Annotated in this window: 22 protein-coding genes; 15 read left to right on the top strand and 7 right to left on the bottom strand. The window is 63.2% G+C overall.

Annotated elements, in window-relative coordinates; translation table 11 throughout:
• Window positions 1–50: 50 nt before the first annotated feature.
• From M1D43_RS03250 to M1D43_RS03260, 3 genes are all read left to right on the top strand, one after another.
• Window positions 51–689, top strand: coding sequence for a helix-turn-helix transcriptional regulator (locus M1D43_RS03250; protein WP_153313376.1), 639 nt, complete (start codon window positions 51–53; stop codon window positions 687–689).
• Window positions 690–727: 38 nt separating this feature from the next.
• Window positions 728–1,870, top strand: coding sequence for an aminotransferase class I/II-fold pyridoxal phosphate-dependent enzyme (locus M1D43_RS03255; protein ID WP_153313375.1), 1,143 nt, complete (start codon window positions 728–730; stop codon window positions 1,868–1,870).
• Window positions 1,871–1,942: 72 nt separating this feature from the next.
• Complete coding sequence (locus M1D43_RS03260; protein WP_153313374.1) at window positions 1,943–3,988, top strand: acyltransferase family protein; 2,046 nt, start codon at window positions 1,943–1,945, stop codon at window positions 3,986–3,988.
• Window positions 3,989–4,029: 41 nt separating this feature from the next.
• Here the strand turns inward: M1D43_RS03260 and bmt are convergent, their stop codons facing one another.
• Together bmt and M1D43_RS03270 are read right to left on the bottom strand one after the other, a co-directional pair.
• The gene (gene bmt / locus M1D43_RS03265) at window positions 4,030–5,043 is read right to left on the bottom strand and encodes a betaine--homocysteine S-methyltransferase (RefSeq protein WP_153313373.1); all 1,014 of its coding nucleotides are present in this window, start codon (window positions 5,041–5,043) and stop codon (window positions 4,030–4,032) included.
• Between the two features lie 75 nt (window positions 5,044–5,118).
• Window positions 5,119–5,967, bottom strand: a complete 849-nt coding sequence (locus M1D43_RS03270; RefSeq protein WP_003530702.1) for a LysR substrate-binding domain-containing protein — start codon at window positions 5,965–5,967, stop codon at window positions 5,119–5,121.
• 100 nt (window positions 5,968–6,067) lie between these two features.
• Here M1D43_RS03270 and M1D43_RS03275 point away from each other — a divergent pair, with 100 nt between their 5' ends.
• On the top strand, window positions 6,068–6,475 hold the full coding sequence (locus M1D43_RS03275; protein WP_003530705.1) for a tautomerase family protein: 408 nt from the start codon (window positions 6,068–6,070) through the stop codon (window positions 6,473–6,475).
• A gap of 87 nt (window positions 6,476–6,562) precedes the next feature.
• Here the strand turns inward: M1D43_RS03275 and M1D43_RS03280 are convergent, their stop codons facing one another.
• The 4 genes from M1D43_RS03280 to M1D43_RS03295 form a co-directional block, all read right to left on the bottom strand.
• Window positions 6,563–6,820, bottom strand: a complete 258-nt coding sequence (locus M1D43_RS03280) for a type II toxin-antitoxin system ParD family antitoxin (protein WP_153313372.1) — start codon at window positions 6,818–6,820, stop codon at window positions 6,563–6,565.
• 75 nt (window positions 6,821–6,895) lie between these two features.
• The gene (locus tag M1D43_RS03285; RefSeq protein ID WP_003530709.1) at window positions 6,896–7,942 is read right to left on the bottom strand and encodes a quaternary amine ABC transporter ATP-binding protein; all 1,047 of its coding nucleotides are present in this window, start codon (window positions 7,940–7,942) and stop codon (window positions 6,896–6,898) included.
• Window positions 7,943–8,161: 219 nt separating this feature from the next.
• Window positions 8,162–9,160: an ABC transporter substrate-binding protein gene (locus M1D43_RS03290; RefSeq protein WP_153313371.1), complete on the bottom strand. Its 999-nt coding sequence runs from the start codon at window positions 9,158–9,160 to the stop codon at window positions 8,162–8,164.
• Between the two features lie 462 nt (window positions 9,161–9,622).
• Window positions 9,623–9,766: a hypothetical protein gene (locus M1D43_RS03295; protein WP_010969600.1), complete on the bottom strand. Its 144-nt coding sequence runs from the start codon at window positions 9,764–9,766 to the stop codon at window positions 9,623–9,625.
• Window positions 9,767–10,011: 245 nt separating this feature from the next.
• On the opposite strand from M1D43_RS03295, the gene M1D43_RS03300 reads away from it, so the two are divergent.
• The 3 genes from M1D43_RS03300 (at window position 10,012) to cyaD2 (ending at window position 14,676) form a co-directional block, all read left to right on the top strand.
• Entirely contained in the window at window positions 10,012–11,466 is a 1,455-nt protein-coding gene (locus M1D43_RS03300) for a cobyric acid synthase (protein ID WP_003530714.1), read from the top strand.
• Between the two features lie 92 nt (window positions 11,467–11,558).
• On the top strand, window positions 11,559–12,374 hold the full coding sequence (locus M1D43_RS03305; protein WP_003530716.1) for an alpha/beta fold hydrolase: 816 nt from the start codon (window positions 11,559–11,561) through the stop codon (window positions 12,372–12,374).
• Window positions 12,375–12,498: 124 nt separating this feature from the next.
• Window positions 12,499–14,676 (top strand): adenylate cyclase CyaD2, encoded by a 2,178-nt coding sequence (gene cyaD2, locus M1D43_RS03310; protein ID WP_153313370.1) that lies wholly within the window; start codon window positions 12,499–12,501, stop codon window positions 14,674–14,676.
• 12 nt (window positions 14,677–14,688) lie between these two features.
• Here cyaD2 and M1D43_RS03315 read toward each other — a convergent pair whose 3' ends face one another.
• The gene (locus M1D43_RS03315) at window positions 14,689–15,597 is read right to left on the bottom strand and encodes a FecR family protein (RefSeq protein ID WP_013844592.1); all 909 of its coding nucleotides are present in this window, start codon (window positions 15,595–15,597) and stop codon (window positions 14,689–14,691) included.
• Window positions 15,598–16,363: 766 nt separating this feature from the next.
• Here M1D43_RS03315 and cobU point away from each other — a divergent pair.
• The 8 genes from cobU to M1D43_RS03355 all read left to right on the top strand — a co-directional run bounded on the left by cobU (window position 16,364) and on the right by M1D43_RS03355 (window position 26,276).
• On the top strand, window positions 16,364–16,891 hold the full coding sequence (cobU, locus tag M1D43_RS03320; protein ID WP_003530724.1) for a bifunctional adenosylcobinamide kinase/adenosylcobinamide-phosphate guanylyltransferase: 528 nt from the start codon (window positions 16,364–16,366) through the stop codon (window positions 16,889–16,891).
• Window positions 16,892–16,894: 3 nt separating this feature from the next.
• Window positions 16,895–17,959 (top strand): cobalamin biosynthesis protein CobW, encoded by a 1,065-nt coding sequence (gene cobW / locus M1D43_RS03325; protein ID WP_013844591.1) that lies wholly within the window; start codon window positions 16,895–16,897, stop codon window positions 17,957–17,959.
• Between the two features lie 72 nt (window positions 17,960–18,031).
• Window positions 18,032–21,850, top strand: coding sequence for a cobaltochelatase subunit CobN (cobN, locus tag M1D43_RS03330; RefSeq protein WP_153313369.1), 3,819 nt, complete (start codon window positions 18,032–18,034; stop codon window positions 21,848–21,850).
• Window positions 21,851–21,860: 10 nt separating this feature from the next.
• Window positions 21,861–22,505 carry a cob(I)yrinic acid a,c-diamide adenosyltransferase gene (gene cobO, locus M1D43_RS03335; protein WP_003530731.1) on the top strand — a complete coding sequence of 215 codons (645 nt, stop codon included), beginning with the start codon at window positions 21,861–21,863 and terminating at the stop codon, window positions 22,503–22,505.
• A 196-nt stretch (window positions 22,506–22,701) separates the two neighbouring features.
• Window positions 22,702–23,868: a transporter substrate-binding domain-containing protein gene (locus M1D43_RS03340; RefSeq protein WP_153313368.1), complete on the top strand. Its 1,167-nt coding sequence runs from the start codon at window positions 22,702–22,704 to the stop codon at window positions 23,866–23,868.
• The gene (locus M1D43_RS03345; protein WP_127516624.1) at window positions 23,865–24,479 is read left to right on the top strand and encodes an ANTAR domain-containing response regulator; all 615 of its coding nucleotides are present in this window, start codon (window positions 23,865–23,867) and stop codon (window positions 24,477–24,479) included. The genes M1D43_RS03340 and M1D43_RS03345 overlap by 4 nt, the downstream gene beginning before the upstream one ends.
• Window positions 24,460–25,356 carry an ABC transporter permease gene (locus M1D43_RS03350; protein ID WP_498814093.1) on the top strand — a complete coding sequence of 299 codons (897 nt, stop codon included), beginning with the start codon at window positions 24,460–24,462 and terminating at the stop codon, window positions 25,354–25,356. The genes M1D43_RS03345 and M1D43_RS03350 overlap by 20 nt, the downstream gene beginning before the upstream one ends.
• Window positions 25,356–26,276: an ABC transporter permease gene (locus tag M1D43_RS03355; protein ID WP_153313367.1), complete on the top strand. Its 921-nt coding sequence runs from the start codon at window positions 25,356–25,358 to the stop codon at window positions 26,274–26,276. Before M1D43_RS03350 ends, M1D43_RS03355 begins: the two co-directional genes overlap by 1 nt.
• The last annotated feature ends 36 nt before the right edge of the window (window positions 26,277–26,312 follow it).

Below are 26,312 nucleotides of genomic sequence, written 5' to 3' on the forward strand. Positions count from 1 at the left end.
TATTATAAGTCTAATATTGACAAAATATACAAACCCCGTCAGATGCCGGCATGAAGACTGAACCCATCATCCCCCAGAGTCTCGCGATCCACGCGCCGTCAGCCGCGGCGATTAGTGCGCTGCTCTATCCCCATGCCGAGATCGTCCTGCACGATCTTGCGAGCGGGCGGATAGCCGCGATCTGGAATGCTTTTTCCGGCCGGGGCGTGGGCTTGGAATCGCTCATCGAGGATGGCCTCGGGGACATCGTTGAGGGCGCCTCCGTGCTTGGGCCCTACGAAAAGACGGGTGCGGATGGGCGGCGGCTGAAATCCGTATCCGCGGTGCTGCGCGACGGCGAAGAACGCGCCGTCGGGTTGCTCTGCATCAATCTCGATGTTTCCCGTATCGACGACGCCGTGAGGCTGCTCGCGGCCTTTGCCGGCACGCCGGAACCACGGCCGCAAGCATTGTTTTCGCGCGACTGGCGCGAGGAGATCAATGCAGCGCTGCACGCTTGGCTAAAGGTGAGGGGCCTTGCGCTTTCCGCCTTGAAGCGCCCGGATCGCGTGGCCCTGGTTGCGGCACTCGAAGAGCAGGGGCTCTTCAAGACCCGCAACGCCGTCGACCATCTGGCAAGCCTGATCGGCACCTCGCGCGCATCCATCTACAACTATCTCTCAGCCGCGCGCGACGAAGGCGTCGCCTGAATGAGCACCGAGCCTCGCCTTCAAAGGGAAGAACGACCATGACGACCTTGCCGGCCTTCCGCCTCGAGACGCATTTCTCGCGCTGGGAGTTCACGGCGCGCCACCACATGACCGCGAGCGACAGCGAAACGATGTCGATGGCCGAACTTCTTTCGCTTGCCGACGAGGCCGATCGCGACGCGTGGGAGCGGCTGACGCTCGGCTATACGGAGACCCATGGCGCTCCGGCGCTCCGCAAGGCGATCGCCGCGACCTACGAGGGGCTTGAGCCGGAAGATATCCTCTGCTTCGCCGGTGCCGAGGAGGGGCTCTACTGCGCCATGCTGGCTCTGCTCGGTCCCGAGGACCATGCCATCGTCACCGTGCCGAATTACCAGTCGATGGAAACCCTTCCGGTCACGATCGCCGCCTCGGTAAGCGGTGTTGCACTCCGTCCCGAGAACAATTGGCAGCTCGATATCGCCGATGTCCAGGCGGCGCTGCAGCCGAATACGAAGCTGATCGCGGTCAATTTCCCCAATAACCCGACGGGCGCTGTCGCCGAGCCGCCGGTCTTTCGCGCGCTCGCGGCACTCTGCGCCGAGCGCGGCATTCATCTTTTCAGCGATGAGGTCTATCGAGGGCTGGAGCGCGACGAGGAGAAGCGCCTGCCGCAGGCGGCCGAACTCTTCGACCACGGTATTTCGCTCAACGTCATGTCCAAGGCCTATGGCCTTCCGGGGCTTCGGATCGGCTGGATCGCCTGCCGCGATCACGCGCTTCTCCAGCGCATGGAAGGCATGAAACACTACCTTTCAATATGCAATTCCCGGCCATCGGAGGTGCTGGCGACGATCGCGCTGAAATCCCGCCATCGGATACTCGAACGCAATCGCGCGCTCTGCACGCGAAATCTCGAAAAACTCGGCGCCTTCTTCGCCGAGTTTGCCGATCTCTACGAGTGGCAGGCGCCGGACGGCGGCTGCGTCGGGTTCGCCCGCTATCACGGGCCGGGCAGTGTGGAGGAACATTGCCGGCGCCTTGTCGAGGAATCAGGCGTGCTGTTGCTTCCTTCAAGCCTTTTTGTCTCCGATCTGCTGCCGGTCGCGCAGGATCGCTTCCGCGTCGGATTCGGCCGTAGGAACATCGAAGAAGGGCTCGAAGCCTGGCGCAATCATCTGCGACGGGCGCGCGTGAGGTGATCGGCGGGGTGGCGCCGGCCGATTGCACATGTTAACGACGCGCCGACCTCACGGAAGTACCTGCCTCGCATTATGCATTATAGACCCGAGATCGACGGGCTGCGCGCCGTCGCCGTAATCCCCGTCCTGCTGTTTCACGCCGGTTTCGGCTTTATCTCCGGCGGTTTCGCGGGAGTCGACGTTTTCTTTGTGATCAGCGGCTTTCTGATCACGAGCCTCATTCACCAGGAGATCCGCAGCGGCGCATTCAGCATCGTCGCTTTCTATGAGCGGCGTGCACGGCGCCTCGCGCCCGCGCTTCTGTTCGTCTGTACGGTATCTATTCCCTTCGCGCTCATGTGGATGCTGCCGAAGGAATTGAACGAATTCGGCAAGAGTCTCTACGCGGCGAACCTGTTCGCGGCGAATTTCTTTTTTTGGGACCAGACGAACTACTTCACGCCCGACACCGATCTCATGCCGCTGCTTCACACCTGGTCCCTGGCGGTCGAGGAGCAGTTTTACATCGTCTTTCCCCTGCTTCTGCTTTCGTTGCGCCGCCTGTCGGAGGCGACCGGGCTCAGGGTAGTCGTCGCGGCGACGGTTCTGAGCTTCGGCGCGACCCAGCTTGTCGCGCGCATCGATCCGGCGGCAAACTTCTATCTCCTGCCCAGTCGCTTCTGGGAACTCGGCCTCGGTGCCGCCGTCGCCCTCTCGGGGGTTGCAAATCGTGAATTCTCCAGATTCGTCCGCGAGTGCTTCGCCTGGGGCGGGCTTTTCCTCATCGCCGCGAGCTATCTATCGATAACCGACCCGGAACATTATCCGGGCTGGGCGACCGTTCCGGTCGTCGCCGGTACGGCACTCGTTCTCGCTTTCGCCCGCGGCGACACGCTGATCGGCAGGTGCCTTTCGGCCCGCCCGCTCGTTGCGATCGGCCTCTGCAGCTACAGCCTCTATCTCTGGCATCAGCCGGTATTCGCATTTGCGCGGCTGCGCACGAGTGACGGAGTGACGCCCGCCGGCTACGCCGGGCTCATCGTGCTCTGCTTCGGTCTCGCCTACCTAAGCTGGCGCTACGTCGAGGGTCCCTTTCGCAATCGTGCCCGTCTCGGGCGGAAGGCGATCTTCGCAACGGTCGCGGCCGTGGGGTCCATAACCGTTGCGACTGGCCTGGTGCTCGACGGCAGCGACGGTCTCGCCTCCAGGAATGTCGATCTTGCCCGCCTGACCAAGCCGAGCGTCGGCCTGGGCAAGGATTGCAACGCGGTTATCGACCTGAAATGCAGCACAAGCAGCGAACCGGTCATTGCCGTCTGGGGAGACTCCTTCGCCAGGCACCTCGTCGATGGCATCCTGGCGTCCGAACCGGACGCACGGCTTATGCAACTGACGAACAATAATTGCGGTCCGCTCGCCGGCCTCGCCCCGATCAAGGCCAAGTTCGAGCCCGCTTGGCCGCAGGAGTGCATCGAGCACAACAAGGAGGTGCAGCGCTTCCTTCTGGCCCACAAGTCGATCCGCTATGTCGTGTTGTCCTCGCCGCTGGATCAGTATCTGGAGGAAGAGACGATGCTTCTCGACGGTAAGGGAGTGGTGCCGTCGGACGCCCGGATCGTGACCGGTAGCTATCGAGCAAGCCTCGCATGGTTACGGCAGAACGGCTTTCGGCCGGTCGTCATCGCGCCGCCGCCCCAGGATGGGCGCGATACCGGACTTTGCGTCGCGCGAGCCCGTCTGCTTGGAACCTCCGCCGATGACTGCGGGGCGCCGCTTGCGAATGTGCAGTCCCATGACCGCGACGTGCTCTCGGTGCTGGCGGATATCGCTGGCTACTATCCGGTCGTAAGCTTCACCGGCTACCTTTGCGGCGCAGGTCGCTGCCGGACCGAGGACAAGGGAGTGGCGCTCTTCGAAGACCATGGGCATTTTTCCGAAGAGGGGTCCCGTCATCTCGGTGCCGCGCTTCAGTTCTACCCGGTATTTGCCAGTGCTGCGGAATATGGCTGCACGGCGGAGCGCGGCCGGCTCGGGGCACCTTTGCGCGGGATTTGCGATCTCGCCGAAAAGCTTGCTTTCGTTAGCGCCAGCGCCGTCCCGGCGGCGCACATGCGCACTCACTCTGGTCCCGTAAAATAGGATAGCTCCGGCTTGCCGCCGGAGCTGCCGCAAGCCTTACCTTACGCGCGCCGACGGCGCTCTCGGGCCGGGGCGGCGGGGCCTTCATTTGCCGATTTGTTGCGCAACGGTCCGATCTTCTCGACGATCGTTTCGAGCGTGGGGCGCTCGCCCCTGGTGTGATTGTCGATCGCAAGCCGCATTGCGGCCAGATGGTTGCAGGAGGTGCCGCAACAGCCGCCGATGATCCTGGCACCGGCATCGACGGCCAGCCGGGCATATTCCGCCATCAGCGGCGGAGTCCCGGAATAATGGATCTCCGAGCCGCGGAATTCGGGAATGCCGCAATTGCCCTTGACGACGATCGTAGCCCCTGGGCTTGCAGCCGTCATGTCGAGCAGCGAGGAAAGAATGTCCGACGCCCCGACGCCGCAATTCGCGCCGACGGCAACCGGACCTTCGCCGATATCGGCGGCGACGCCGTGAATGTCTTTCGGGTGCAGGCCCATCATCGTCTTGCCGGCGGTGTCGAAGGAGCCGGTGTAGACATAAGGGAGGCCGACCTTCGCCGCGGCTTCGGCGGCCGCACGAATTTCGTCCGGAGAGGACATGGTCTCGATCCAGGCGACCTCCGCGCCGCCGGCTTTCAGGCCCTCGATCTGTTCGACAAAGGCCGCGACCGCGTCCTCATAGGAGAGGGCGCCGAGCGGTATCAGCAGTTCGCCCGTTGGGCCGACGGACCCGGCCGTAATGACTTTTCGCGGAGCCTTGTCGGCGACGGCGCGCGCGATTTCTGCCGCCCGCTTGTTGAGCTGGTGGACCCGGTCTTCGGCCTGGTGAAGCTTCAGCCGGTGGCGTGTGCCGCCAAAGGAATTGGTGAGAATGATGTCGGCACCGGCATCCACGAAGTCCTGATGCAGCTTGGTGATGTTGTCCGGCTTGGTCTCGTTCCAGATCTCCGGCGCCTCGCCCGCTTCAAGCCCCATGGCGAAGAGCGACGTGCCTGTGGCTCCATCGGCAAGCAGGACGCCCTTCTGGGCGAGGAGATCGGAAAGGGCATGGGCTGCAACGGACATCGGATTTTCCCGGCTGAATGGAATTGCAATAAGATATAAAGATATCTTTATGTGTTGGCAACAGAATTGCACAGATCAACGCGGCAATTCGTCCGCAAGCAGCGCGGCAAGGTCGGCTGCGGGCTTATCCGCCCGGGCGTGCAGCCGCAGGCTGAATTCCGCCGGTGGCAGGGACGGCAAGCCGAGATGGGCAGGAGCACGCTCGATGCCAGTGCTGAGAAATCTTTCCGTCCGGGTGGTAACGGCGATGCTGCTCAAGACAGCCGCGCGTAAGCCCGACAGGCTGGGGCTCGTTGCCGCGATCCGAAAGCGGCGGCCGGTTCTCTCTAGGGCCGATATGGCGGCGGCGCGGAAGCCGCAAGGTGGGTCGAGCACGGCGAGGGGTAGCTCCTCTTCGTCCGTTGCCAAGCCCCTGTCGGAGCAGAGCCAAAGCATCTGTTCGCCGAGCACGAGCAATTCGTCATCTGCAGCCGCCTGTCGCATGGCAAGAAGAATGTCGATCTGGCCCTGATCGAAGGCGGCCGTCAATTCTTTCGACCTGCCGATCCTCAAATCCAGGCGGATGCGCGGATGGGAGCGCGCGAAGCGGCGCAGCAATCCGGGCAGCATCGTATCGGCAAAGTCCTGAGTGCTGCCGAGGGAGATTCGTCCATCGGCGCGCGCGCCCCTGAGGCTGAGCCAGGCGTCGCGATGCGCATCCAAAATGCGCCGGGCATGCGCGGCGAGTTCCTCTCCCACGGGCGTGAGCACACGTCCGCGCCCGGCGGGCGCAAGAAGGCGCTCGCCGATCAGCGCTTCCAACCGCTGCATTTGCGCCGTCACGGCGGAGGGCGAACGGTTGACGGCCATTGCCGCTCTTGCAAGCGAGCCGCCCTCGGCGAATGCGAGAAAAGTGCGCAGCAGCTCGGGGTCGATCGGATTCATGCTTCAATTTTATAGAAGTATTCCTGCAAAACAATTCGATTTTTCTGATGTGGCAGTGGTGGCAAATTGAAGAGGTGTTATTTCGAGAAAGGAACCTGTGATGCCCATCATCAACATCAGCTTTACTGGACAGCCGGAGCCGGAGCTTTCGGAGAAAGTAGCGGCAAAGGTAAGCGACCTCACGCAGTCGCATCTTCGCAAGGACCCCTCGGTGACGGCGGTCGTGGTCAGCTATGTCGATCCCCGGCATTGGTTCGCGGGCGGAAAGTCGCTCGCATCGCAGCAGGCCAGCAGTTTCTGGCTCGACATCAAGGTTGTCGACGGCACCAATACCAAACAGGAACTTGGCGCCTATATCGAAGCGATCTTCGCGGCCTTCGAGGATATTCTCGGGACTGTCCATCCCGAAAGCTACGTGCTCGTGCATGAGGTACCGGCGGCAGCCTACGGCTATGGAGGCAAGACGCAGGAGTTCCGATACATCAGCGGAAGGCTGGCGGTCACTTAAATATCCGGTGTCGAGGGCGCCGCGCGACGCCCTCGATAACGGTCAACGACGTTTCCTCGGATCGGGTCAGTCGCCAGGATTTCGGCATCAGGTGGCTGCATGCGCTGCCGCGAAAGCACGGCGGATCGCCTCTTCGCCCGTACCTTCGGCTAGATCGCCGCGACCGGCTTCATCGAGTCCTGTGCTCAGCCTTGCCCGCAAATCGTCCAGCTCGGCCTCTTCCCGCTCGAGCAGCCGCAACCCGGCGCGCAAGACATCCGAGGCATTTTGATAGCGCCCGGAGGCGACCAACCGTTCAAGCAGCGCTGATTGGGCGTCAGTCAGAACGACGTTTCGAGTAGCCATGTACATCTTCCGCGGCAAACCGGCCAGCCGAATATCCCCCGAACGAGGGCGCCCATGGGCGCCCCTCAATGCGAATCAAGCCGCCTGCCGGTCGGTATGCTGCACGGGCGTCACCATGGCGGAGATGATCATCTGCAGGTCGATCGCACCGATCGGGCGGCCATTGGCGTCGACGACATGCGCATTGCTTATTTGCGCGCCGGTCATGGTGCGGGCGGCGGCTTCGAGCACGGTGCCTGCGGCGAGCGGCAGGCCTTCCGGATTGCCGGACAGCGGCCGCATGATCGTTTCCACGTTGACCACCCGCCCGCGGTTCACTTCCTTCACAAAGGCCGTGATGTAGTCGTCGGCCGGCGAGAGCACGATTTCCTGGCCGGTTCCCTGCTGCACGACGCGGCCGTCGCGCAGGATGGCGATCTTGTCGCCGAGCCTCAGGGCCTCGTCGAGATCGTGGGTGATGAACACCACCGTCTTCTTCAACTCCTTCTGCAGTTCGAGCAGCACCGACTGCATGTCGACGCGTATCAGCGGATCGAGTGCCGAATAGGCTTCGTCCATCAGCAGTATGTCGGCGTCGTTTGTAAGTGCGCGGGCAAGGCCGACGCGCTGCTGCATGCCGCCGGAAAGCTGGTTCGGATAGTGCTTTTCGAAGCCTTGAAGGCCGACGCGCTCGATCCAGCCAAGCGCACGCTTCTCGCTCTCGCGCCGGTCCACGCCCTGGATCTCCAGACCGTATATGGTGTTCTCGAGAACCGTGCGATGCGGCAGCAGTGCAAATTTCTGAAAGACCATCGCCGTCTTGTGGCGGCGGAATGCGCGAAGGTCGTTCTCGTTCATCTTGCAGACGTCGACGCCGTCGTAGAGGACTTCGCCGGAGGTCGGATCGATCAGCCGGTTGATGTGCCGGATCAGCGTCGATTTGCCGGACCCCGAGAGCCCCATCACGACCGTTATGCAGCCGCCAGGCATGGAAATGTTGATGTCCTGCAGTCCGAGCACGTGGCCGTGCTTTTCGTTGAGTTCGGCCTTACCCATCCCGTTCTCGACGAGCTTGACGTAATCCTCCCCGCGCGGGCCGAAAATCTTGTAGAGGTTCTTCACCTCGATTGCGTGACTAGCCATGGACAACCTTTCCCCTTCTCTTGGCTTGGAGCTTTTACGCCGACTGCGTTTTCGCGGCGCTTGCCGCTCCTTGCATCAGAACTGTGACAGCGGAAGACGCGGACCGCTTTACTGTTTGCGACGCAGGCGCGGCTCGTGCGTCGCGCATCAGGCAGCCGCATCCTCGAAGGGGCACCGGAATCGATCACGTTCACGACTTCAGGCCGATCCGACCGACAATCAGAGCGCCGCCTTCACCTTTTCGGCGACCTCCGGGCTTACCCACTGCGTCCATATCTCCTGGAAGTTCCCGAGGAAGTAGCGGGCGGCGCTCTCGTTCGTCCCCTGGTTCTGATCCATCCAGGCCAGAACCTTGTTTACCGTCGCGTTTTCCCATTGCCGCGCCTCGACGTAGTCCATGGCGCTGCCTGCTCTATCGGCAAAGGACTTGGTCACCACGGTATAGACGTCCGAGACCGGATAGGAGTTCACCTTTGGGGTCGGGCAATCCGGAGCGGCAGTGCAGGAGTCCCATTCCGCCTTGTCGTGATCCACACCGAAAGACAGCAAGGTCATCTCGTACTTGCCGAGCAAGGCGGTCGGAGCCCAATAGTAGCCGAGCCAGCCGGTCTTCTTCTCGAATGCTTCGGTGATCGACGCGTCAAGCCCGGCAGCAGAACCGGGATCGATCAGCTGGAAGCCGGCCTTTTCCGCATCGAGAGCCTTGTAGAGATTGGCGGTGGAGAACCGGCAGTTCCAGCTTGAAGGGCAATTATGGATCGCTCCCTTTGCGGGGTTCTCGTGAGAAGGGAAGAGTTCCGGGTGCTTCAACGCGTCCTGCACCGTTCGGATATCCGGGTGCGCGTCGGCGATGAACTTCGGAATCCACCAGCCTTCGACACCGCCTTCGCTCAAGATCTTGGCGCCCTCGACGAGGCGGCCCTCCTTGACTGCGGCATCGAAAGGCGTGCGTACGGAGTTGATCCAGAGTTCCGGCACCAGGTCGGGCTCTGCCTTCTCGTTCATCGAGGTGAAGGTCAGCATCGTGTCGCCGGCGACGAGCTTCACGCTGCAGCCATAGCCGTTTTCCAGGATGAACCTGTCCACGTGAGCCGTGACGCCCGCCGAGGCCCAGTCCATCTCGGCTATGCTGACGTCGCCGCATTCGGCAGCTCCGGAGGGGCCCGCCAGAGAGCATATGCCTGCCATGAGGATGAGGGTAGCAAGGAGTTTTTTCATGTCCGTCGACACCTTCACGTCACTGCGGCCACACATGGTGGATGGAGCGCCGCCTAACCGCTCCCGCGCTGAAGCTGCCAGCCGGCCCACTTCGTTGTCATTGCGGCAAGCCTAAGTGTTCGCGTTGAGAAATCAACCTTTTCATCCGGCGTCTGGCGCCGGCGGCGTATTCCGCCGTGACGCCCTCGCTGTACCGAGCACACGAACGGCGAAATCGACGAAATTCACTTTTGGTTAAGACCTCAATAACGATCCGGTAAGGTTGTGGGGATAATTGTCTGCCTGCGGCGGGCGACTGCCGCAGGTCCGGATCAGGTAGTGCGTGCCGGACCCGATATTCAGCGGAATAATCTGATCGCCGCACCCTTCCGTTCCAACGGTTGGGTGCGGCTTTTGCATTTCGGGGGAAGCGTGAACAAGCTGCCCCGAAAAAGGGGGCGGTTTCGAACGCGACGCGGCGCTTTATCCGACGTTGGACGTTCGGATGAGGCCGAGTGGGCCGACCGGCGCTTCCGCGACGACATTGCGGACGCGGGACTGGCCGTTCGGCGCCTTGGAGTTCCAGGCGATCTGAACGAAGTTGGGTTTGCCGAAGACGAACAGCATGGCTTTCTACCTTGGGAGACCGGGCAATTTTCCGGCGGGGTTTCGATGGCGCGGATATAGGCTCTTGCCGGGACGACTTGAATGCCAGGCTCGGCACGGCATGTCGCAATTGAGCAAGCGTGCAAGAAATTTTCGCACGCTTGAAGAAGGCCGGAAATGCACCGTGACCGCCGGTGACGCAATCATGGCGGAATCGCGTCGGAACAGAGCTTTGCGGCGGGCGGTTTCGATGCTACGGGAAAGGCATGACACGCAAGATCATGCTGCAGGGAACCGGCTCGGATGTCGGAAAATCGGTACTGGTAGCGGGCCTCTGCCGGCTCGCTTCCAATCATGGCCTCAGCGTAAAACCGTTCAAGCCCCAGAACATGTCGAACAATGCCGCCGTTGCCGACGACGGCGGCGAGATCGGCCGTGCGCAATGGCTCCAGGCGCTTGCCGCGCGCGTGCCGTCCTCCGTGCATATGAACCCGGTGCTTCTGAAGCCGCAATCGGATGTGGGCAGCCAGGTCGTCGTCCAGGGCAGGGTGGCGGGCCAGGCCAAGGGGAGGGAATACCAGGCTCTCAAACCGAGCCTCCTCGGCTCGGTCATGGAGAGTTTCGAACAGGTGTCCGCCGGCGCCGATCTCGTGATCGTCGAAGGCGCCGGCTCGCCGGCCGAAATCAACCTGCGCGCCGGCGACATCGCCAATATGGGGTTTGCCACCCGCGCTGACGTGCCCGTGGTTCTCGTCGGCGATATCGACCGCGGTGGTGTGATCGCGTCCCTGGTCGGCACGCATGCGATCCTGCCGGGGGACGACCGGCGCATGGTCACCGGCTACCTCATCAACAAATTCCGCGGTGATGTCACCCTCTTCGATGACGGCATCGCATCGGTCCGTCAGTTCACCGGCTGGCCTTGCTTCGGCGTCGTGCCCTGGCTGAAAAGTGCCGGGCGGCTGCCTGCCGAAGACTCCGTCGTCCTCGAGAGGCTGACGCGGGGCGGCGGCAAGGCGCTGAAGGTCGCAGTCCCCGTCCTGTCGCGGATCGCCAATTTCGACGATCTCGATCCCTTGGCCGCGGAGCCGGACGTGGACATAGTCTTCGTTCGGCCGGGGACGCCGCTTCCCGACGATGCGGGCCTCATCGTCATACCCGGCTCGAAATCCACCATTGCCGATCTCGACGATTTCCGCAGGCAGGGCTGGGACCGGGATCTCGACCGGCATATGCGGCGCGGTGGCCGGGTCGTCGGTATCTGCGGCGGCTATCAGATGCTCGGAAGCCGGGTTGCCGACCCGCTCGGTATCGAGGGCGGCAAGCGCGAGATCGAGGGGCTGGGGCTGCTGTCCGTCGAGACGGAGATGGCTCCGGAAAAGACGGTTCGCAACAGCCGCGCCTGGTCGCGGGAATACGACGTCGCGCTCGAAGGCTACGAAATCCATCTCGGCAAGACGACGGGCGCCGATTGCAGCCGCGCGCCGGTCGAGATCGACGGCCGCCCGGATGGAGCGATGTCGGCGGACGGCCGCGTGATGGGCACCTATCTGCACGGTCTTTTCGGAAGCGACGCCTACCGGTCCGCGCTGCTCAAGAGCTTCGGTATCGAAGGCGGGGGAGGCAATTACCGCCGGTCGGTGGATGCGGCTCTCGACGAGATCGCCTTGGAACTCGAAACGGTACTCGATCGGGCGTGGCTCGGGACACTGCTCGGGTAGGGCCGGCCGGACGAGGCGTGCCCGTTTGGAGTTTCCCGCCCCGGACCGTATCGTGCCGCCAGCGCAGCAAACGGCTCGTTGAAAGGATCGGAATGCAGCAATACGACGACGATCTTCGGCAGTTCGAAGCCCGGGGCGCACCGGCTCTGCCTCCAGCCGCGGAGCAGGGCTATGTGGAGCGCGATGGCGCCCGGATCTGGTATTCGACATACGGCGCGGGAGCACCGGTGGTCCTTTTGCACGGCGGCCTCGGCCACAGCGGCAACTGGGGTTATCAGCTTGCGCCGCTTCTTGACGCCGGCCGTCGCGTCGTGCTCATCGACAGCCGCGGACATGGGCGCAGCACGCGTGATGAGCGGCCCTACAGCTACGAAGTGATGGCATCCGACGTCCTCGCCGTCGCGGACATGCTGCAGCTTCAGAAGTTCGCCGTGGTGGGCTGGAGCGACGGGGCTTGCATCGGCCTCGTTCTTGCGAACCGCGCGCCCGAGCGCATTGCCGGCGTCTTTTTCTTCGCCTGTAACATGGACCCGAGCGGCGCGACAGAATTCGAGGCCACTCCGGTTATCGATCGTTGCTTCGCCCGGCACCGGAAGGACTATGCCGAATTGTCGGCGACGCCGGATCAGTTCGACGACTTCGTCTCGGCCGTCAGCGAGATGATGAGTACGCAACCCAATTACTCGGCAGGCGACCTCGCCGAAATCCGAGTACCGGTCGCGGTCGTGCAGGCCGAGAAGGACGAGTTCATAAAATGGGAGCACGCCCAATATCTCGCCCGGAGCATTCCCGCAGCCGACTTGATCGCGCTTGAACACGTCAGCCACTTTGCGCCGCTGCAGAGACCCGACGTGTTCAACGGCGCCATGCTTGCATTTCTCGACAAGGTCCTTCCAACCAGGACCTGAGCTTTACACCCGTCTTCACGTTCTCCGTTGCATACGCCTTGCGAAAAATGCAGCATGGTTTCGGGGTAGGACGACCTCTTCGCCGCTGTGCATGGCGACGGCGTCCGGCGCGAAGGGCGCTGCCATGGCACGCACGCAGCTAGTTGGGGTCATTATCGGCCTGGCGATCGTCGCGGCGCTCACAGTGCTGCGTGCAACCGATCCGCCACTTTTGCGTCTCGCCCGCGATCTCACTTTCGACGAGTACCAGCGCCTGGCGCCGCGCAGCTTCGAGAACGTTCCGGTTCGCGTCGTCGACATCGACGAGGCGTCGCTGAAAGAGTTCGGCCAGTGGCCGTGGCCGCGCGACCGCGTTGCCGCTCTGGTCGACCGGCTCTCGGAAATTGGCGCGGCGGCGATAGCCTTCGACATCCTGTTCTCCGAACCCGACCGTCTTTCGCCGCGCAGCGTCATGCGCGACGTCGCCGGAATCGATCAGGCGCTCCTTGAGCGGTTGCCGGACAATGACGAGATACTCGCACGATCGATCGGCGACCGGCCCGTCGTGCTCGGTTTCGGCCTTACCAACGCAGGCAACTACCGGCCGCCGGTGAAAGCGGGTTTCGCCTTCACCGGGGAAAGCCCGTTCGATGCGCCGCCGCGGCTTACGGCTGCGACTCCTTTGAGGCCGCAACTCGAAGCCAGGGCCGCGGGCCTGGGCCATATAAGCCTCAATCCCGGCAGCCGGTCGGCCGTCGTGCGCTCGGTCCCGCTGCTGTTGAGCGATGGCGAGCAACTCTATCCGAACCTGGCCCTCGAAGCGCTGCGCGTGGCTCAAGGCGCTTCCACCTACATCGTAGCGGGTGCTCCGGATGCGCCCGATACCATCACGCTGATCAAGGTCGGCGAATTCGTGGTGCCGGTGACCGCAGCGGGCGAACTCTGGCTCTATGTCAGTCCGGATCGCGCTGAAAGATATGTCTCTGCCGGCCGGGTGCTGGCGCCCGGCGGAGTTTCCGCCGAAACGAGGGCAGCGATCGAAGGCGGTATCGTATTCGTGGGCACGTCGGCAGCAGGCCTGCAGGACATTCGTACCACGGCTCTTGGGCACAATGTGCCCGGAGTGTCGCTGCACGCGCAGACTGTCGAGCAGGTTCTCTCGGGCCACTTTCTCTCCCGCCCGGATTGGGCGGACGGACTGGAGATCCTTGCGATCGCGGCTGCAGGCAGCCTGCTTGTCCTGCTGACCACCTTCGTCAGCCCGGCCGTCGCGCTTGCCTGCGGCCTCCTGATAACCGCGCTGGCCCTCGTGGCCTCCTGGTCAGCCTTCCTTTATGCAGGCCTGCTATTCGACCCTCTGGCTCCAATCCTTGCCGGATCGATCACCCATTTTGCGGCAACCGCCTATCGGTTCCTGGTCATAGACCGGGAGCGGCGCGTGGTTCGGCGCGCCTTCGGCCAGTACCTGTCGCCCTCGCTTCTCTATCGCATCGAGCATACGCAGGACGCCCTGCGTCTCGGCGGCGACGATCGTGAGTTGACGATCATGTTCGTCGATGTGCGCAACTTCACGGAGATCAGCGAGCGCCTGACGCCGGGAGAGGTGGTGCGGTTTCTCAATACGCTGCTCGATGCGCTGAGCCGCCATGTCATCGCCAACGAGGGCACGCTCGACAAGTTCATCGGCGATTCGATCATGGCGTTCTGGAACGCGCCCGTCGACGTCGCCGATCACCCCGGCAAGGCGGTCCGCGCCGCCTTGGCCATGCGCGAGACGCTCGCCCGGCTCAACGAGAGCGACGCCTTCGGCTTCGGGAGCGATCAAAAGGTGGCGATCGGCGTGGGAATCCATACCGGGCTTGCCTGCGTCGGCAATATGGGGGCGGAGATGCACTTCAACTATTCGGCCGTCGGCGACGCGGTCAACATCGCCGCCCGGATCGAGGCCGCCTGCAAGGATGTCGGCTTCGATATTCTTATATCCGAGACGACGGCGGATTTGGGCGAACGGTGCGCCGTGCTGGAGGCGGGGGCGCTGGCGCTGAAGGGCAAGAGCACGCGAACGCGGGTTTACGCCGTGGTCGGTGACGAGCATATGGCCGCTTCGGCCGAGTTTTCCGAACTGCAGCGCATTCATGAACAGTTGATCGGGGCGATGCGTTCGAGGTCACGGCCGCGCAGAGAACTCGTCAATGCCGCAAAGCTCAAGGCTCCGGCCCTATGTGGAGGATTATCGGATTTCTACCGCCGCATCGGGCGCCGGACAGACCACTTTGCCGGTGAGCCTTTGCCGTTCGCAGACGAAGTCGGATCCGCCGAGTAGAGAGGGAGTGCTCTAACCGCGGCCCTTCTTCGTGCCTGTGTCCAGTTGCCCGTTCTTGCCGGTATCCTGGCCCTTCTTGCCGGTGTCCTGCCCCTTCTTGCCCGTGTCCTGCCCCTTCTTCCCCTTGTCGAGGCCACGCTTGCCCGGCTCGTTGCTGGGTGTCTTGCCCGGGCGGGGCGCCTTTTGCGGGCTTGCTCTTTCGGGCGGCCGCGCGCGTTCCGGCGCGGTCGGCTTGATCTCGACAGCGGCCGAAATACCGCAACTGCCGCTCATGCTGCCGAAGGAGGCAGACAGTCTTTGGTCGCCCGAAAGAAAGGGCAGGGCCTTCCGGTTTCCGAGCGTCGCCAGTGTGCGGCGACCGGCCCTGTGCGTGTCCGTCATGGTTCCGTCGCGCTTTGCGATCACGCAATCGCAGCGTCGGGTGAGCTGCTGGCATCCCGCCGGGCCGCAGAACCGGGCCGCGCCCTCCAGGAGAACGATCGCAGTCGTTCCGTCATTGCCGATGTAGAAATCGAACACGGTTCCGCGTACGCCGATCGTTCCGGCAGGTGTCAGGATCTGATAGGCCGAGTGCTTCGAATTTCCGCTGATCCAGCGAAACGTGCCTTTGGCGGCGGCGACGGTGAGTTGCTGCACCGATTTCGAATCGTTGAAGACGAACTTGTCGATGACGACGGAAGAGCCTGCCCCCACCGCCAATTTACTGCCGTCGCGGAACACGAACTGGCCGAGCCCGGATCTGGACGTGCTTATTCGCTCGTCCCGGTGAACGGCGTCCCGCTCCACGAGCGGTCCGCCGCTGCCGGTGACCACCGTCCTGATCCGGACCGCTTCTCCAACCGGTTCGGCAGCAATTGTCGGTATGGAACCGTAAAACGCTGCGCCCAACACAGCGATTGCGGCACGACGCAAGTGAAACATCGCACCCTCCACGATGATCTCCTGCGGCCGACGTGGTCCGGGATCATGAGCGTGAATGAGAAATAACCGGATCGACACAATGTCGCCGGACCCCAAGCATTCATTCTTATCATGGGGTGGGCGGAAGTGTCTGCCTACCCGTTCGGAGTAGCCGACGCAAAGCGCATTTCTGCCGTAATCGGCGGCCCCGGTGTCGCAGGCCGTCGATTGACTTTGCCGCCGCCGCTTCATAATTAACGCAGTATGGATGGTTCTCTCGTGCCGAGGTGGGGCGAGGGAGTAAATGGGAATGCGACGGGGCGGACCCACGCCGGGCGCCCTTATCGCAGCCGACCCCGCGACTGTAGAACGGTCAGGGTTCGCCATCGGGCATTTCGCCGAATTTCAACGCGCTGCATGGGGCAGTCTCGTGAAGTTTGGCGACATGTCGGAAAAGCCACTGGCGTGGCATTGCGATCAGCCGGGCAGGACGCCTCTTCTTCTACGAATCGTCCGCCTTTCGCGATGCCGCAAACGCCGGGAAGGCGAGGCGAGCCCGTTCGGTCTTTTGCCGCATCGTTTTTCGGGCCGAGCCGGTCCGGCGAACGTGCGGCCATGAGGATCGTGACGCCGTGAGCCAGGAGACCTGCCATCCGTCAGGGCATTCCGCCCGAGGGGAGATGCTCCCCGATGCCAGCACGGAGGTTGTCGTGGCTCATAGATCTTCGATCGAACGCGTTTTCGGCGTGCGCCGTTGCCGCTACAGCCATCGCTATGGCAAGCGGTAATGGACATTTCCAATCTCGGCCCGACCCTCGTGCTTGGCGGCGCGCGTTCGGGAAAATCCACCTTCGCGGAAAAACTCGTCGAAGCCACCGGGTCTCCGATGCACTATCTTGCGACCGGCCGGGCCTTCGACGAGGAGATGCAGGAGCGCATCGCCCTTCACCAGGCCACTCGGCAGGGCAAGGGCTGGACCACGCACGAGGAACCGCTCGATCTCGTGGGGCTGCTTCGCCGCATCGATGAGCCCGGCCGGGCTGTCCTCATAGACTGCCTGACCCTGTGGGTGACCAATCTGATGATGGAGGAGCGCGACATGGCCGCCGAATTCGCCGCGCTCGCCGCCTTTCTGCCCGAGGCGCGCTCGCGCCTCGTTTTCGTCTCCAATGAGGTGGGTCTCGGGATCGTCCCGGAAAACCGGATGGCGCGCGACTTTCGCGATCACGCCGGCCGGCTCCATCAGATCGTGGCGGAGAAATCCGCAGAAGTTTACTTTGTCGCGGCCGGACTGCCGCTGAAAATGAAGGGTTGATTCATGACACTCGCAAGGGCTCCGCAGCGCAAGATACCGGCTACCGTCATCACCGGCTTTCTCGGTGCCGGCAAGACGACGATGATCCGCAACCTGCTGCAGAATGCCGACGGCAAGCGCATAGCGCTGATCATCAACGAATTCGGCGATCTCGGGGTCGACGGCGATGTGCTGAAGGGCTGCGGAGCGGAAGCCTGTTCGGAAGAGGATATCATCGAACTGACCAATGGCTGCATCTGCTGCACCGTTGCCGACGACTTCATTCCGACCATGACGAAGCTGCTCGAGAGGGAGAACCGGCCGGATCATATCGTCATCGAAACCTCCGGCCTGGCGCTGCCGCAGCCGCTCGTCGCCGCATTCAACTGGCCGGACATCCGCAGCGAGGTAACGGTCGACGGCGTCGTCACAGTGGTCGATAGCGCAGCGGTCGCCGCGGGCCGCTTTGCGGATGATCACGACAAGGTGGACGCGCTGCGCGTCGGCGACGATAATCTCGACCACGAGAGCCCGCTCGAAGAACTTTTCGAGGATCAGCTCACCGCCGCAGACCTCATCGTTCTCAACAAGACGGACCTTATCGACGCCGCGGGACTCAAGTCCGTGCGCGAAGAGGTGGCCTCCCGCATCAGCCGCAAGCCGACGATGATCGAGGCGAGGAACGGCGAGGTAGCCGCCGCCATCCTGCTCGGGCTTGGCGTGGGCACGGAGGGCGATATCGTCAACCGCAAGTCTCACCACGAGATGGAGCATGAGGCAGGCGAGGAGCATGATCACGACGAGTTCGACAGCTTCGTCGTAGAGCTCGGCGCGATAGCCGACCCTGCCGCTTTCACCGAAAGGCTCAAGGGCGTGATCTCAGAGCACGACGTGCTGCGCCTCAAGGGCTTCGTCGACGTTCCGGGAAAGCCGATGCGCCTCCTGGTCCAGGCGGTCGGCAGCCGCATCGACCAGTATTTCGACCGCGCATGGGCTTCCGGCGAAACACGCAGCACGCGTCTCGTCGTCATCGGGCTGCACGACATGGACGAGCCTGCCGTGCGTGCAGCGATTTCGGCACTCGTGTGAGGCGATTTTGAGTGTGAAACTGAAGTTCACCTCCCCAACCCCTCGGGAGGGGTCTTTGTTGCGGGAGCATCCATGCATCTCCTCCTAGCTCAGAAAGGAACGATCGCCGACGGTAATGAGGCGATCGACCTCGGACAGAGCCCGGGCGACATATTGTTCCTGTCGGCGGCCGATACGGAACTTGCCTCGATCGCGGCTGCCCATCGTCAGCGCGCGGGCGCAAGAAGCCTGCGGATCGCCAGCCTGATGAATCTCATGCACCCCATGTCGGTCGACACCTACGTCGAACGCACGGCGAGGCATGCGAAGCTGATCGTCGTACGGCCGCTCGGTGGTGCGAGCTACTTCCGTTACGTCCTGGAGGCGCTCTACGCCGCGGCGGTTGCGAATAAATTCCAGATCGCCGTGTTGCCGGGCGACGACAAGCCGGACCCGGGCCTCGACCCGTTCTCCACCGTCTCGGCGGAAGACCGGCAGCGCCTTTGGGCGTATTGCACCGAAGGCGGCGCGGAGAATGCCGGCCTTTTCCTCGATTACGCGCAGGCACTGATCGACGGCGGCGACAAGCCGCAGCCGGCGCGGCCGCTGCTCAAGGCCGGCATATGGTGGCCGGGCAGGGGCCTGATCGGCGTCGAGGAATGGGTTCGCCTATCCGAACTGCGTCGGGCTGTACCCACCGCGCAGGCGGACAGAGCGGAACACGAACCCACCGTCGCCCTCTGCTTCTACCGCGCGCTCGTCCAGAGCGGGGAGACGAAACCGGTAGAGGCGCTGATCGAGGCGCTTGCGGCCGAGGGCGTGCGGGCACTCCCCGTTTTCGTCTCCAGCCTCAAGGATCCGGTCTCGATCGGCACGCTCGAAGCGGTCTTCGCCGAAGCCCTTCCGGATGTCGTGATGAACGCCACGGGCTTTGCCGTTTCCGCGCCGGGCGCGGACCGCCAGCCGACCGTGCTCGAATCGGGCGGCGCGCCGGTGCTGCAGGTCATCTTTTCCGGGTCGTCGCGGGAGGCCTGGGAAACTTCGGCTCAAGGGCTGATGGCCCGCGATCTCGGCATGAATGTCGCGTTGCCGGAGGTGGACGGGCGGGTTCTCTCCCGTGCCGTTTCCTTCAAGGCAGCCTCGGTTTACGACCCGCTGGTGGAGGCCAATATCGTCGGCCACGAGCCGCTTGCCGATCGCGCGCGCTTCGCGGCACGCCTCGCCGCCAATTGGACGAAGCTGCGCCGGACCCGGCCCGAGGGCCGCCGGGTCGCAATCGTCATGGCCAACTATCCGAACCGCGACGGACGCCTCGGAAACGGCGTGGGTCTCGATACGCCTGCCGGCACGATTGAAGTGCTGAAGGCGATGACGGCAGAAGGCTACGCTGTCGGCAATGTTCCTGATGACGGCGACGCGCTGATCGGCTTTCTGATGGCCGGGCCGACCAATGCGGCGAGCCGCGACCGGGAAATCCGCGAAACCATTTCCTTGAATCGCTACAAGGGTTTCTTCGACGCGCTTCCGAAAAAGATTCAAGAGGAAGTGACCGCGCGCTGGGGTGCGGCGGAGGCCGATCCCTTCTTCATCGACGGCGTATTCGCCCTGCCGCTCGCGCGCTTCGGCGATGTGCTCGTGGGCATCCAGCCGGCGCGTGGCTACAACATCGATCCCAAGGAAACCTATCACGCTCCGGACCTCGTGCCGCCGCACGGCTATCTGGCTTTCTATGCCTATCTGCGCGAGGTCTTCGGCGCCCATGCGATCGTCCATATGGGCAAGCACGGCAACCTCGAATGGCTTCCCGGAAAGGCGCTGGCGCTTTCCGAAGAATGCTACCCCGAGGCGATATTCGGCCCGATGCCGCATCTTTATCCCTTCATCGTCAACGATCCCGGCGAAGGCACTCAGGCCAAGCGGCGGACGAGCGCCGTCATCATCGACCATCTGACGCCACCTTTGACGCGGGCGGAGTCCTACGGACCGCTCAAGGACCTGGAGGCGCTGGTCGACGAATATTACGAGGCTGCGGGCGGCGATCCGCGGCGGCTCAGGCTGCTCAGCCGGCAGATCCTCGATCTCGTCCGCGACATCGGCCTCGACCACGACGCCGGGATCGAGAAGGGCGACAGCGAGAACCAGGCGCTCGAAAAACTCGACGCCTATCTCTGCGACCTCAAGGAAATGCAGATCCGCGACGGCTTGCATATCTTCGGCCTGGCGCCGGAAGGACGGCTTTTGACCGACCTCACGGTCGCGCTCGCCCGTGTGCCGCGGGGTCTGGGTGAGGGCGGAGATCAGAGCCTGCAACGGGCAATCGCGGTGGACTTGGGGTTGCACGCGGCTTCACGCTCGCAACCATTCGACCCGCTCGATTGCGTCATGTCCGATCCCTGGGCCGGCCCGCAGCCCGATCTTCTCGCCGCCCTCTCGGATGCGCCATGGCGCACCGCCGGCGACACGGTCGAGCGCATCGAACTGCTTGCGGCGAAGCTCGTTTCAGGCGAAATCGCCTGTCCGGTGGAATGGACCAACACCCGCGCCGTACTTGACGTGATCGAGACGCGGCTGAAGCCTTCGATCCAAAGCTCCGGCGAGGCGGAAATCAAGGGTCTGCTGACGGGCCTCGACGGCCGGTTTGTCGCCCCCGGTCCCTCGGGTGCGCCGACGCGCGGCCGTCCGGACGTGCTGCCGACGGGGCGCAACTTCTATTCGGTGGACAGCCGGTCCGTGCCGACGCCGGCGGCCTACGAGCTCGGCAAGAAGTCGGCGGAGCTGCTCATCCGCCGCTACCTGCAGGACCATGGCGAATGGCCGTCTTCCTTCGGCCTCACGGCCTGGGGCACCTCCAACATGCGTACCGGCGGAGACGATATCGCCCAGGCTTTGGCACTGATCGGAGCAAAGCCCGTCTGGGACATGGCCTCGCGTCGCGTGACCGGGTACGAAATCGTTCCGCTTGCCGTTCTCGGCCGTCCCCGTGTCGACGTCACCTTGCGTATTTCCGGCTTCTTCCGCGACGCCTTTCCCGAGCAGATAGCACTCTTCGACAAGGCGGTCCGGGCGGTCGGCGCGCTCGACGAGGACGATGCCGACAATATGATCGCCGCCCGCATGCGTGCCGAAACGCTGCGGTGGGCAGAGCGGGGCGCCGACGCGAAGGAGGCTCAACGCCGTGCCTCCTATCGCGTCTTCGGTTCGAAACCCGGCGCTTACGGAGCGGGCCTGCAGGCGCTTGTCGACGAGAAGGGCTGGGAAACGCGCGGCGATCTTGCCGAGGCTTACCTCACCTGGGGCGGCTACGCCTACGGTGCCGGCGAGGATGGAAAGGCGGAGCGCGGCCTTTTCGAGGAGCGTCTGCGCTCGATCGAAGCCGTGGTCCAGAACCAGGACAATCGCGAGCACGATCTGCTCGACAGCGACGACTACTACCAGTTCGAGGGGGGCATGAGCGCCGCGGCCGAGCATCTCGGCGGCCAGCGCCCGGCCATCTACCACAACGACCATTCGCGCCCCGAAAAGCCGGTCATCCGCTCGCTCGAGGAGGAGATCGGCCGCGTGGTGCGTGCCCGCGTTGTCAATCCGAAGTGGATCGACGGCGTGATGCGCCACGGCTACAAGGGAGCCTTCGAAATCGCCGCGACGGTCGATTACATGTTCGCCTTCGCTGCGACCACCGGGGCGGTCCGCGATCATCACTTCGAGGCAGCCTATCAGGCCTATATCGCCGACGAGAAAGTCCTCGGGTTCCTGCGCGAAAAGAACCCGGCCGCGCTTTCGGAAATATCGGAGAGGCTGCTGGAGGCGATCGACCGCGGCCTATGGAACCCGCGCTCCAATTCGGCGCGATTCGAACTGAACAGCCTTTCCGGCCGCGCGGCTACCGACCGTCTGATGGCCGGAAATCAATAGGGAGGACATCATGAACGACGAGACCGCGAATACCGGCGAACCGATCGCCGAGAAGGACGAAGCGCGTCACGCCATGAAGATGGCGAAGAAGAAGACTGCCCGTGACAAGATCATGGCCACCAAGACGGACGAAAAAGGCTTGATCATCGTCCACACCGGCAAGGGCAAGGGCAAGTCGACTGCCGGATTCGGCATGATCTTTCGCCACATCGCCCACGGAATGCCCTGCGCCGTCGTTCAGTTCATCAAGGGCGCCATGCACACGGGCGAACGCGACCTGATCGAGAAGCATTTCGGCGAGATCTGCCAGTTCCACACGCTCGGCGAAGGCTTCACCTGGGAAACGCAGGATCGCGCGCGCGACATTGCCATGGCGGCGAAGGCCTGGGAAAAGGCCAAGGAGCTCATCCGCGACGAACGCAACTCCATGGTGCTCCTCGACGAGATCAACATCGCGCTGCGCTACGACTATATCGACGTCGCCGAGGTCGTAAGCTTCCTCAAGGAAGAGAAGCCGCACATGACGCATGTGGTCCTGACCGGCCGAAACGCCAAGGAAGACCTGATCGAGATCGCCGATCTGGTGACGGAGATGGAGCTGGTGAAGCATCCCTTCCGCTCGGGAATCAAGGGCCAGAAGGGCGTCGAATTCTGATGACGCAGAGCTGGCAGCTATTGGCGCTGCTCTCCGCAGCGCTGACTGCCGTCTTCGCCAAAATCGTCGCCGCTATGTCCATTCGTATTGACAAGTCGTATCCTAGCGTTAGGCTTGGCTGAAATTATCTGTCGGCATCTGGGCCTCGAAGAGAAACTTTGTTTCTCTGCGGGGCCTTTTTGCATTTGAGGGGCGAATGACAGGCAACGTTACCTACCCGGTGGGAGTATTGTTCTCGCGGAGCGGCAGCTATGCGCAGCCGGCGGGCCAGGGCTTTGGCGGCGCGATGGCAGCAATCGAGCATGTCAATGCATCCCGGCGTTTCCCGTTCAGGCTCGAGGCCCATCATCTCGATCCCGCAGGCGAGGCGGATCGCTATGCACCGTTTTGCAGGCAACTGATCCGCGAGCACGGTGTGCGCCATGTGGTGGGCTGCACCACCTCCTGGAGCCGCAAGGAAGTGATTCCCGTGGTCGAGAAGCTCGACGCGCTGCTCTGGTATCCATGCGTCTATGAAGGTTTCGAGGTTTCCGAAAACCTTATCTACGTTGCCGCCTGTGCCAACCAGCACCTGGTGCCGCTTCTCGACTATATCGCGCCGCGCTTCGGCAGCAGGGCGATGCTTGTCGGCTCCAACTATATCTGGGGCTGGGAGACCAACCGGATCGCACGCGACATTCTCCATCGCTCGGGCGGCGAGGTCCTGGGCGAGCGTTTCGTGTCGATGGGAGACACGGATATCGCCCATCTGATCGACGAGGTGCGCGAGAAGAAACCGGATTTCATCCTGAACAACCTGATCGGTCCGTCGTCCTACGCTTTTCTGCGCGCACTTCAGGCTCTCGCTGAAGCAGATGACCGCTTCCATCCCGATAGATGCCCGGTCATCAGCTGCAACCTCTACGAGGGCGAGATCACCGGGCTCGGACACGCCGCGGCGGGGCATTTCACGGTCAGCTGCTATTTCCGGACGATCCAGTCGCCCGAAAACGACTCCTTCCTGAAGACACTTGCGGCGCTGGATCCGGGTGCCGTGGTCGATGCCTTCTATGTGCAGGCATTCAGTGCCGTGGTGATGATCGCCGAGGCGATCGCGCGCAGCGGCAGCGACGATGCGGATCTTGTACGCGCCGCCCTGTGCGGGCAGGCAGTCGACACGCCGCTCGGGGCCATCAGCGTCGATCGATGGACGAACCACGTGGAATTGCCGGCCCATATCGGCCGCGCGGGTGCGGATGGCAGTTTCGAGATCGTCAAGCGCTCGTATGAAGCCATCGCGCCGGATCCGTTCCTGACATCCACGCCGCTTGTCCGCCCGATGGGAGGGGACGAGGTCCGGCCCGAACTGAAGGTGGTGAAATGAGATCTGTTCATAACACCCCGAATTTCGATGGCTGGCGGGCGCTCATCCTGCACCGGCCGCATCAGAACGTCGACGCTCTCTTTGCCCAATGCGCCCGCATAGGCATTGCGGCGGAACAGGCTTGGCCGGATTTTCCCAGGGATCGATCTGCAGAGGAGTTCAACATCCTCCTGATCGACGCAGATATGGGCCACGACGAGCAATTTCCCTGGCGTCAGGGGGAAGCCCCCTTGCCGATGATCGCACTGATCGGCTCCGAGGCACCCGGCCGCATCGCCTGGACGATCGCGCAAGGAGCCGACGCGCAGCTCCTGAAGCCCATCGGCAGCGCCGGGCTGTACAGTGCTCTGATGGTCGCAAGCCACAGTTTTGTCCGCCGCCGTGCGCTCGATCGTGACGTCGCCGCACTGAAGGATCGCCTCGCGCGACGCCAGGAACTTGCGGAGGCGACGGCACTGCTGATGCTCCGGAAGAACTGCGGGGCCAGCGAAGCCTACCAGCACCTGCGCCTGACCGCGATGTCGCGCAGCTGCAGCATCGAGGACGTCGCTGCGGCCATCGTCCAGGAATTCGAGAACCACGGATTGAAGAATGCAGACCATGGTCGCTGAAACGGCGCGCAGCAAAGAGAATAGGACACCGGGCGTGTGGACGCGCCTCCTGCGCAGGCCGCTTGCACTCATCGGTCTTGCGGTCATCATCGTGGTGGTGGGCGCAGCAGCGCTTGCGCCTTGGATCGTGCCCTATGACCCGCACGAGCAGTTCTTCGAGGGTCTGACCATCGAAGGCGCGCCGCTGCCGCCCAACAGCCAGTTCTGGCTGGGTACCGACCTTGTCGGACGCGACCTCCTTAGCCGCCTGATCTACGGCGCGCGCACCTCGCTCGTCATCGGCGTGGTCGCCAATGGCATTGCCGTCGTCATCGGCTCGCTCGTCGGCATTGCAGCCGGCTATTTCCGGGGCTGGGTGGACACCGTGCTGATGCGCTTCACCGATCTGATGATGGCCTTTCCGGCACTTCTCCTTGCCATCGTTCTGGCTGCGATCTTCACGCCCAGCCTATGGATCGTGGCGATGGTCATCGCCATGGTGAACTGGGTGCAGATCGCCCGCGTCCTCTATACCGAAACCCGCTCGATCGCCGAGCGCGATTTCGTGACTGCCGAGCGGGCCATGGGTGCCGGCGCCGGACGCATTCTCTTCCGTCACATCCTGCCGCATCTCCTGTCCACGATCATCGTCTGGGCGACGCTCGGCATTGCCACGACTGTACTACTGGAGGCGACGCTTTCATTCCTCGGTATCGGCGTGCAGCCGCCCATCCCGTCGTGGGGCAACATCATCTTCGAAAACCAGACCTACTTCACCTCGGCACCATGGCTGGTGTTCATACCGGGCGCGGCGATCCTGGCGCTCGCGCTCGCCTTCAACCTGGTCGGCGATGCGCTACGCGATGTCCTCGATCCGACGCAGCAGGGGAGGCATTGATGGCAGCCTATATCGCGCGGCGACTGCTTCAGACGGTCGTCATCCTGCTTGGCATCAGCTTCGTCACCTTCGTTCTGCTCTATTTGATACCGGCCGATCCGGCCAGACAGATCGCCGGCCGCAGCGCAACGGCTCAGACCGTGGAGAACATCCGCGAACAGCTCGGGCTCAACCTGCCCTTCTATGAGCAGTATCTGCGTTACGTCACGGGCCTGGTGCAGGGCGACTTCGGCCGCTCCTATCTGCAGAAGACGGAAGTCGCCACTTTGATCGCATCGCGCCTTCCGGCAAGCCTCGTGCTGATGGCCGGAGCCATCACTTGTGAACTGATCTTCGGGCTCACCATGGGCATCGTCGCGGCGCTCCGGCGCGGCTCACGCACCGACGATACGCTGATGATCGCGTCTTTCGTCGGGGTGTCGGCGCCGCAATTCGTGATCGGCATCCTGCTGCTTTACGTCTTCGCCGTGAAGCTCGGCTGGTTCCCGATTGGCGGCTACGGCACCTTCGCCCATCTGGTCCTGCCCTCCGTTACGCTCGGCTTCCTGGGCGCCGGTTGGTATTCGCGCATGATGCGTTCCTCGCTGATCGAAGTGATGCGCCAGGATTTCATCCGCACGGCGCGCGCAACCGGTGTCGGTCGCGCCAAGGTCCTGTTCCGACACGCAATGCCCAACGCGATACTGCCCGTTATCGCGATGATCGGCATCGACATCGGTCTGTTCATGTCCGGCATCGTGGTGGTGGAAAGCGTCTTCGGCTGGCCCGGCATCGGCCAGCTGGCCTGGCAGGCGATCCAGCGGGTGGACATCCCGATCATCATGGGCGTCACGCTCGTCTCTGCGTTTGCCATCGTGCTCGGCAACCTGCTCGCCGACCTCATCACACCGCTTATCGACCCGCGCATCAAGCTGCGCTGACGCGGGAAGAAAAAACTGCAGCATCAAGAAAGGAAC

It is taken from the genome of Ensifer sp. R1-3, from assembly GCF_056739175.1.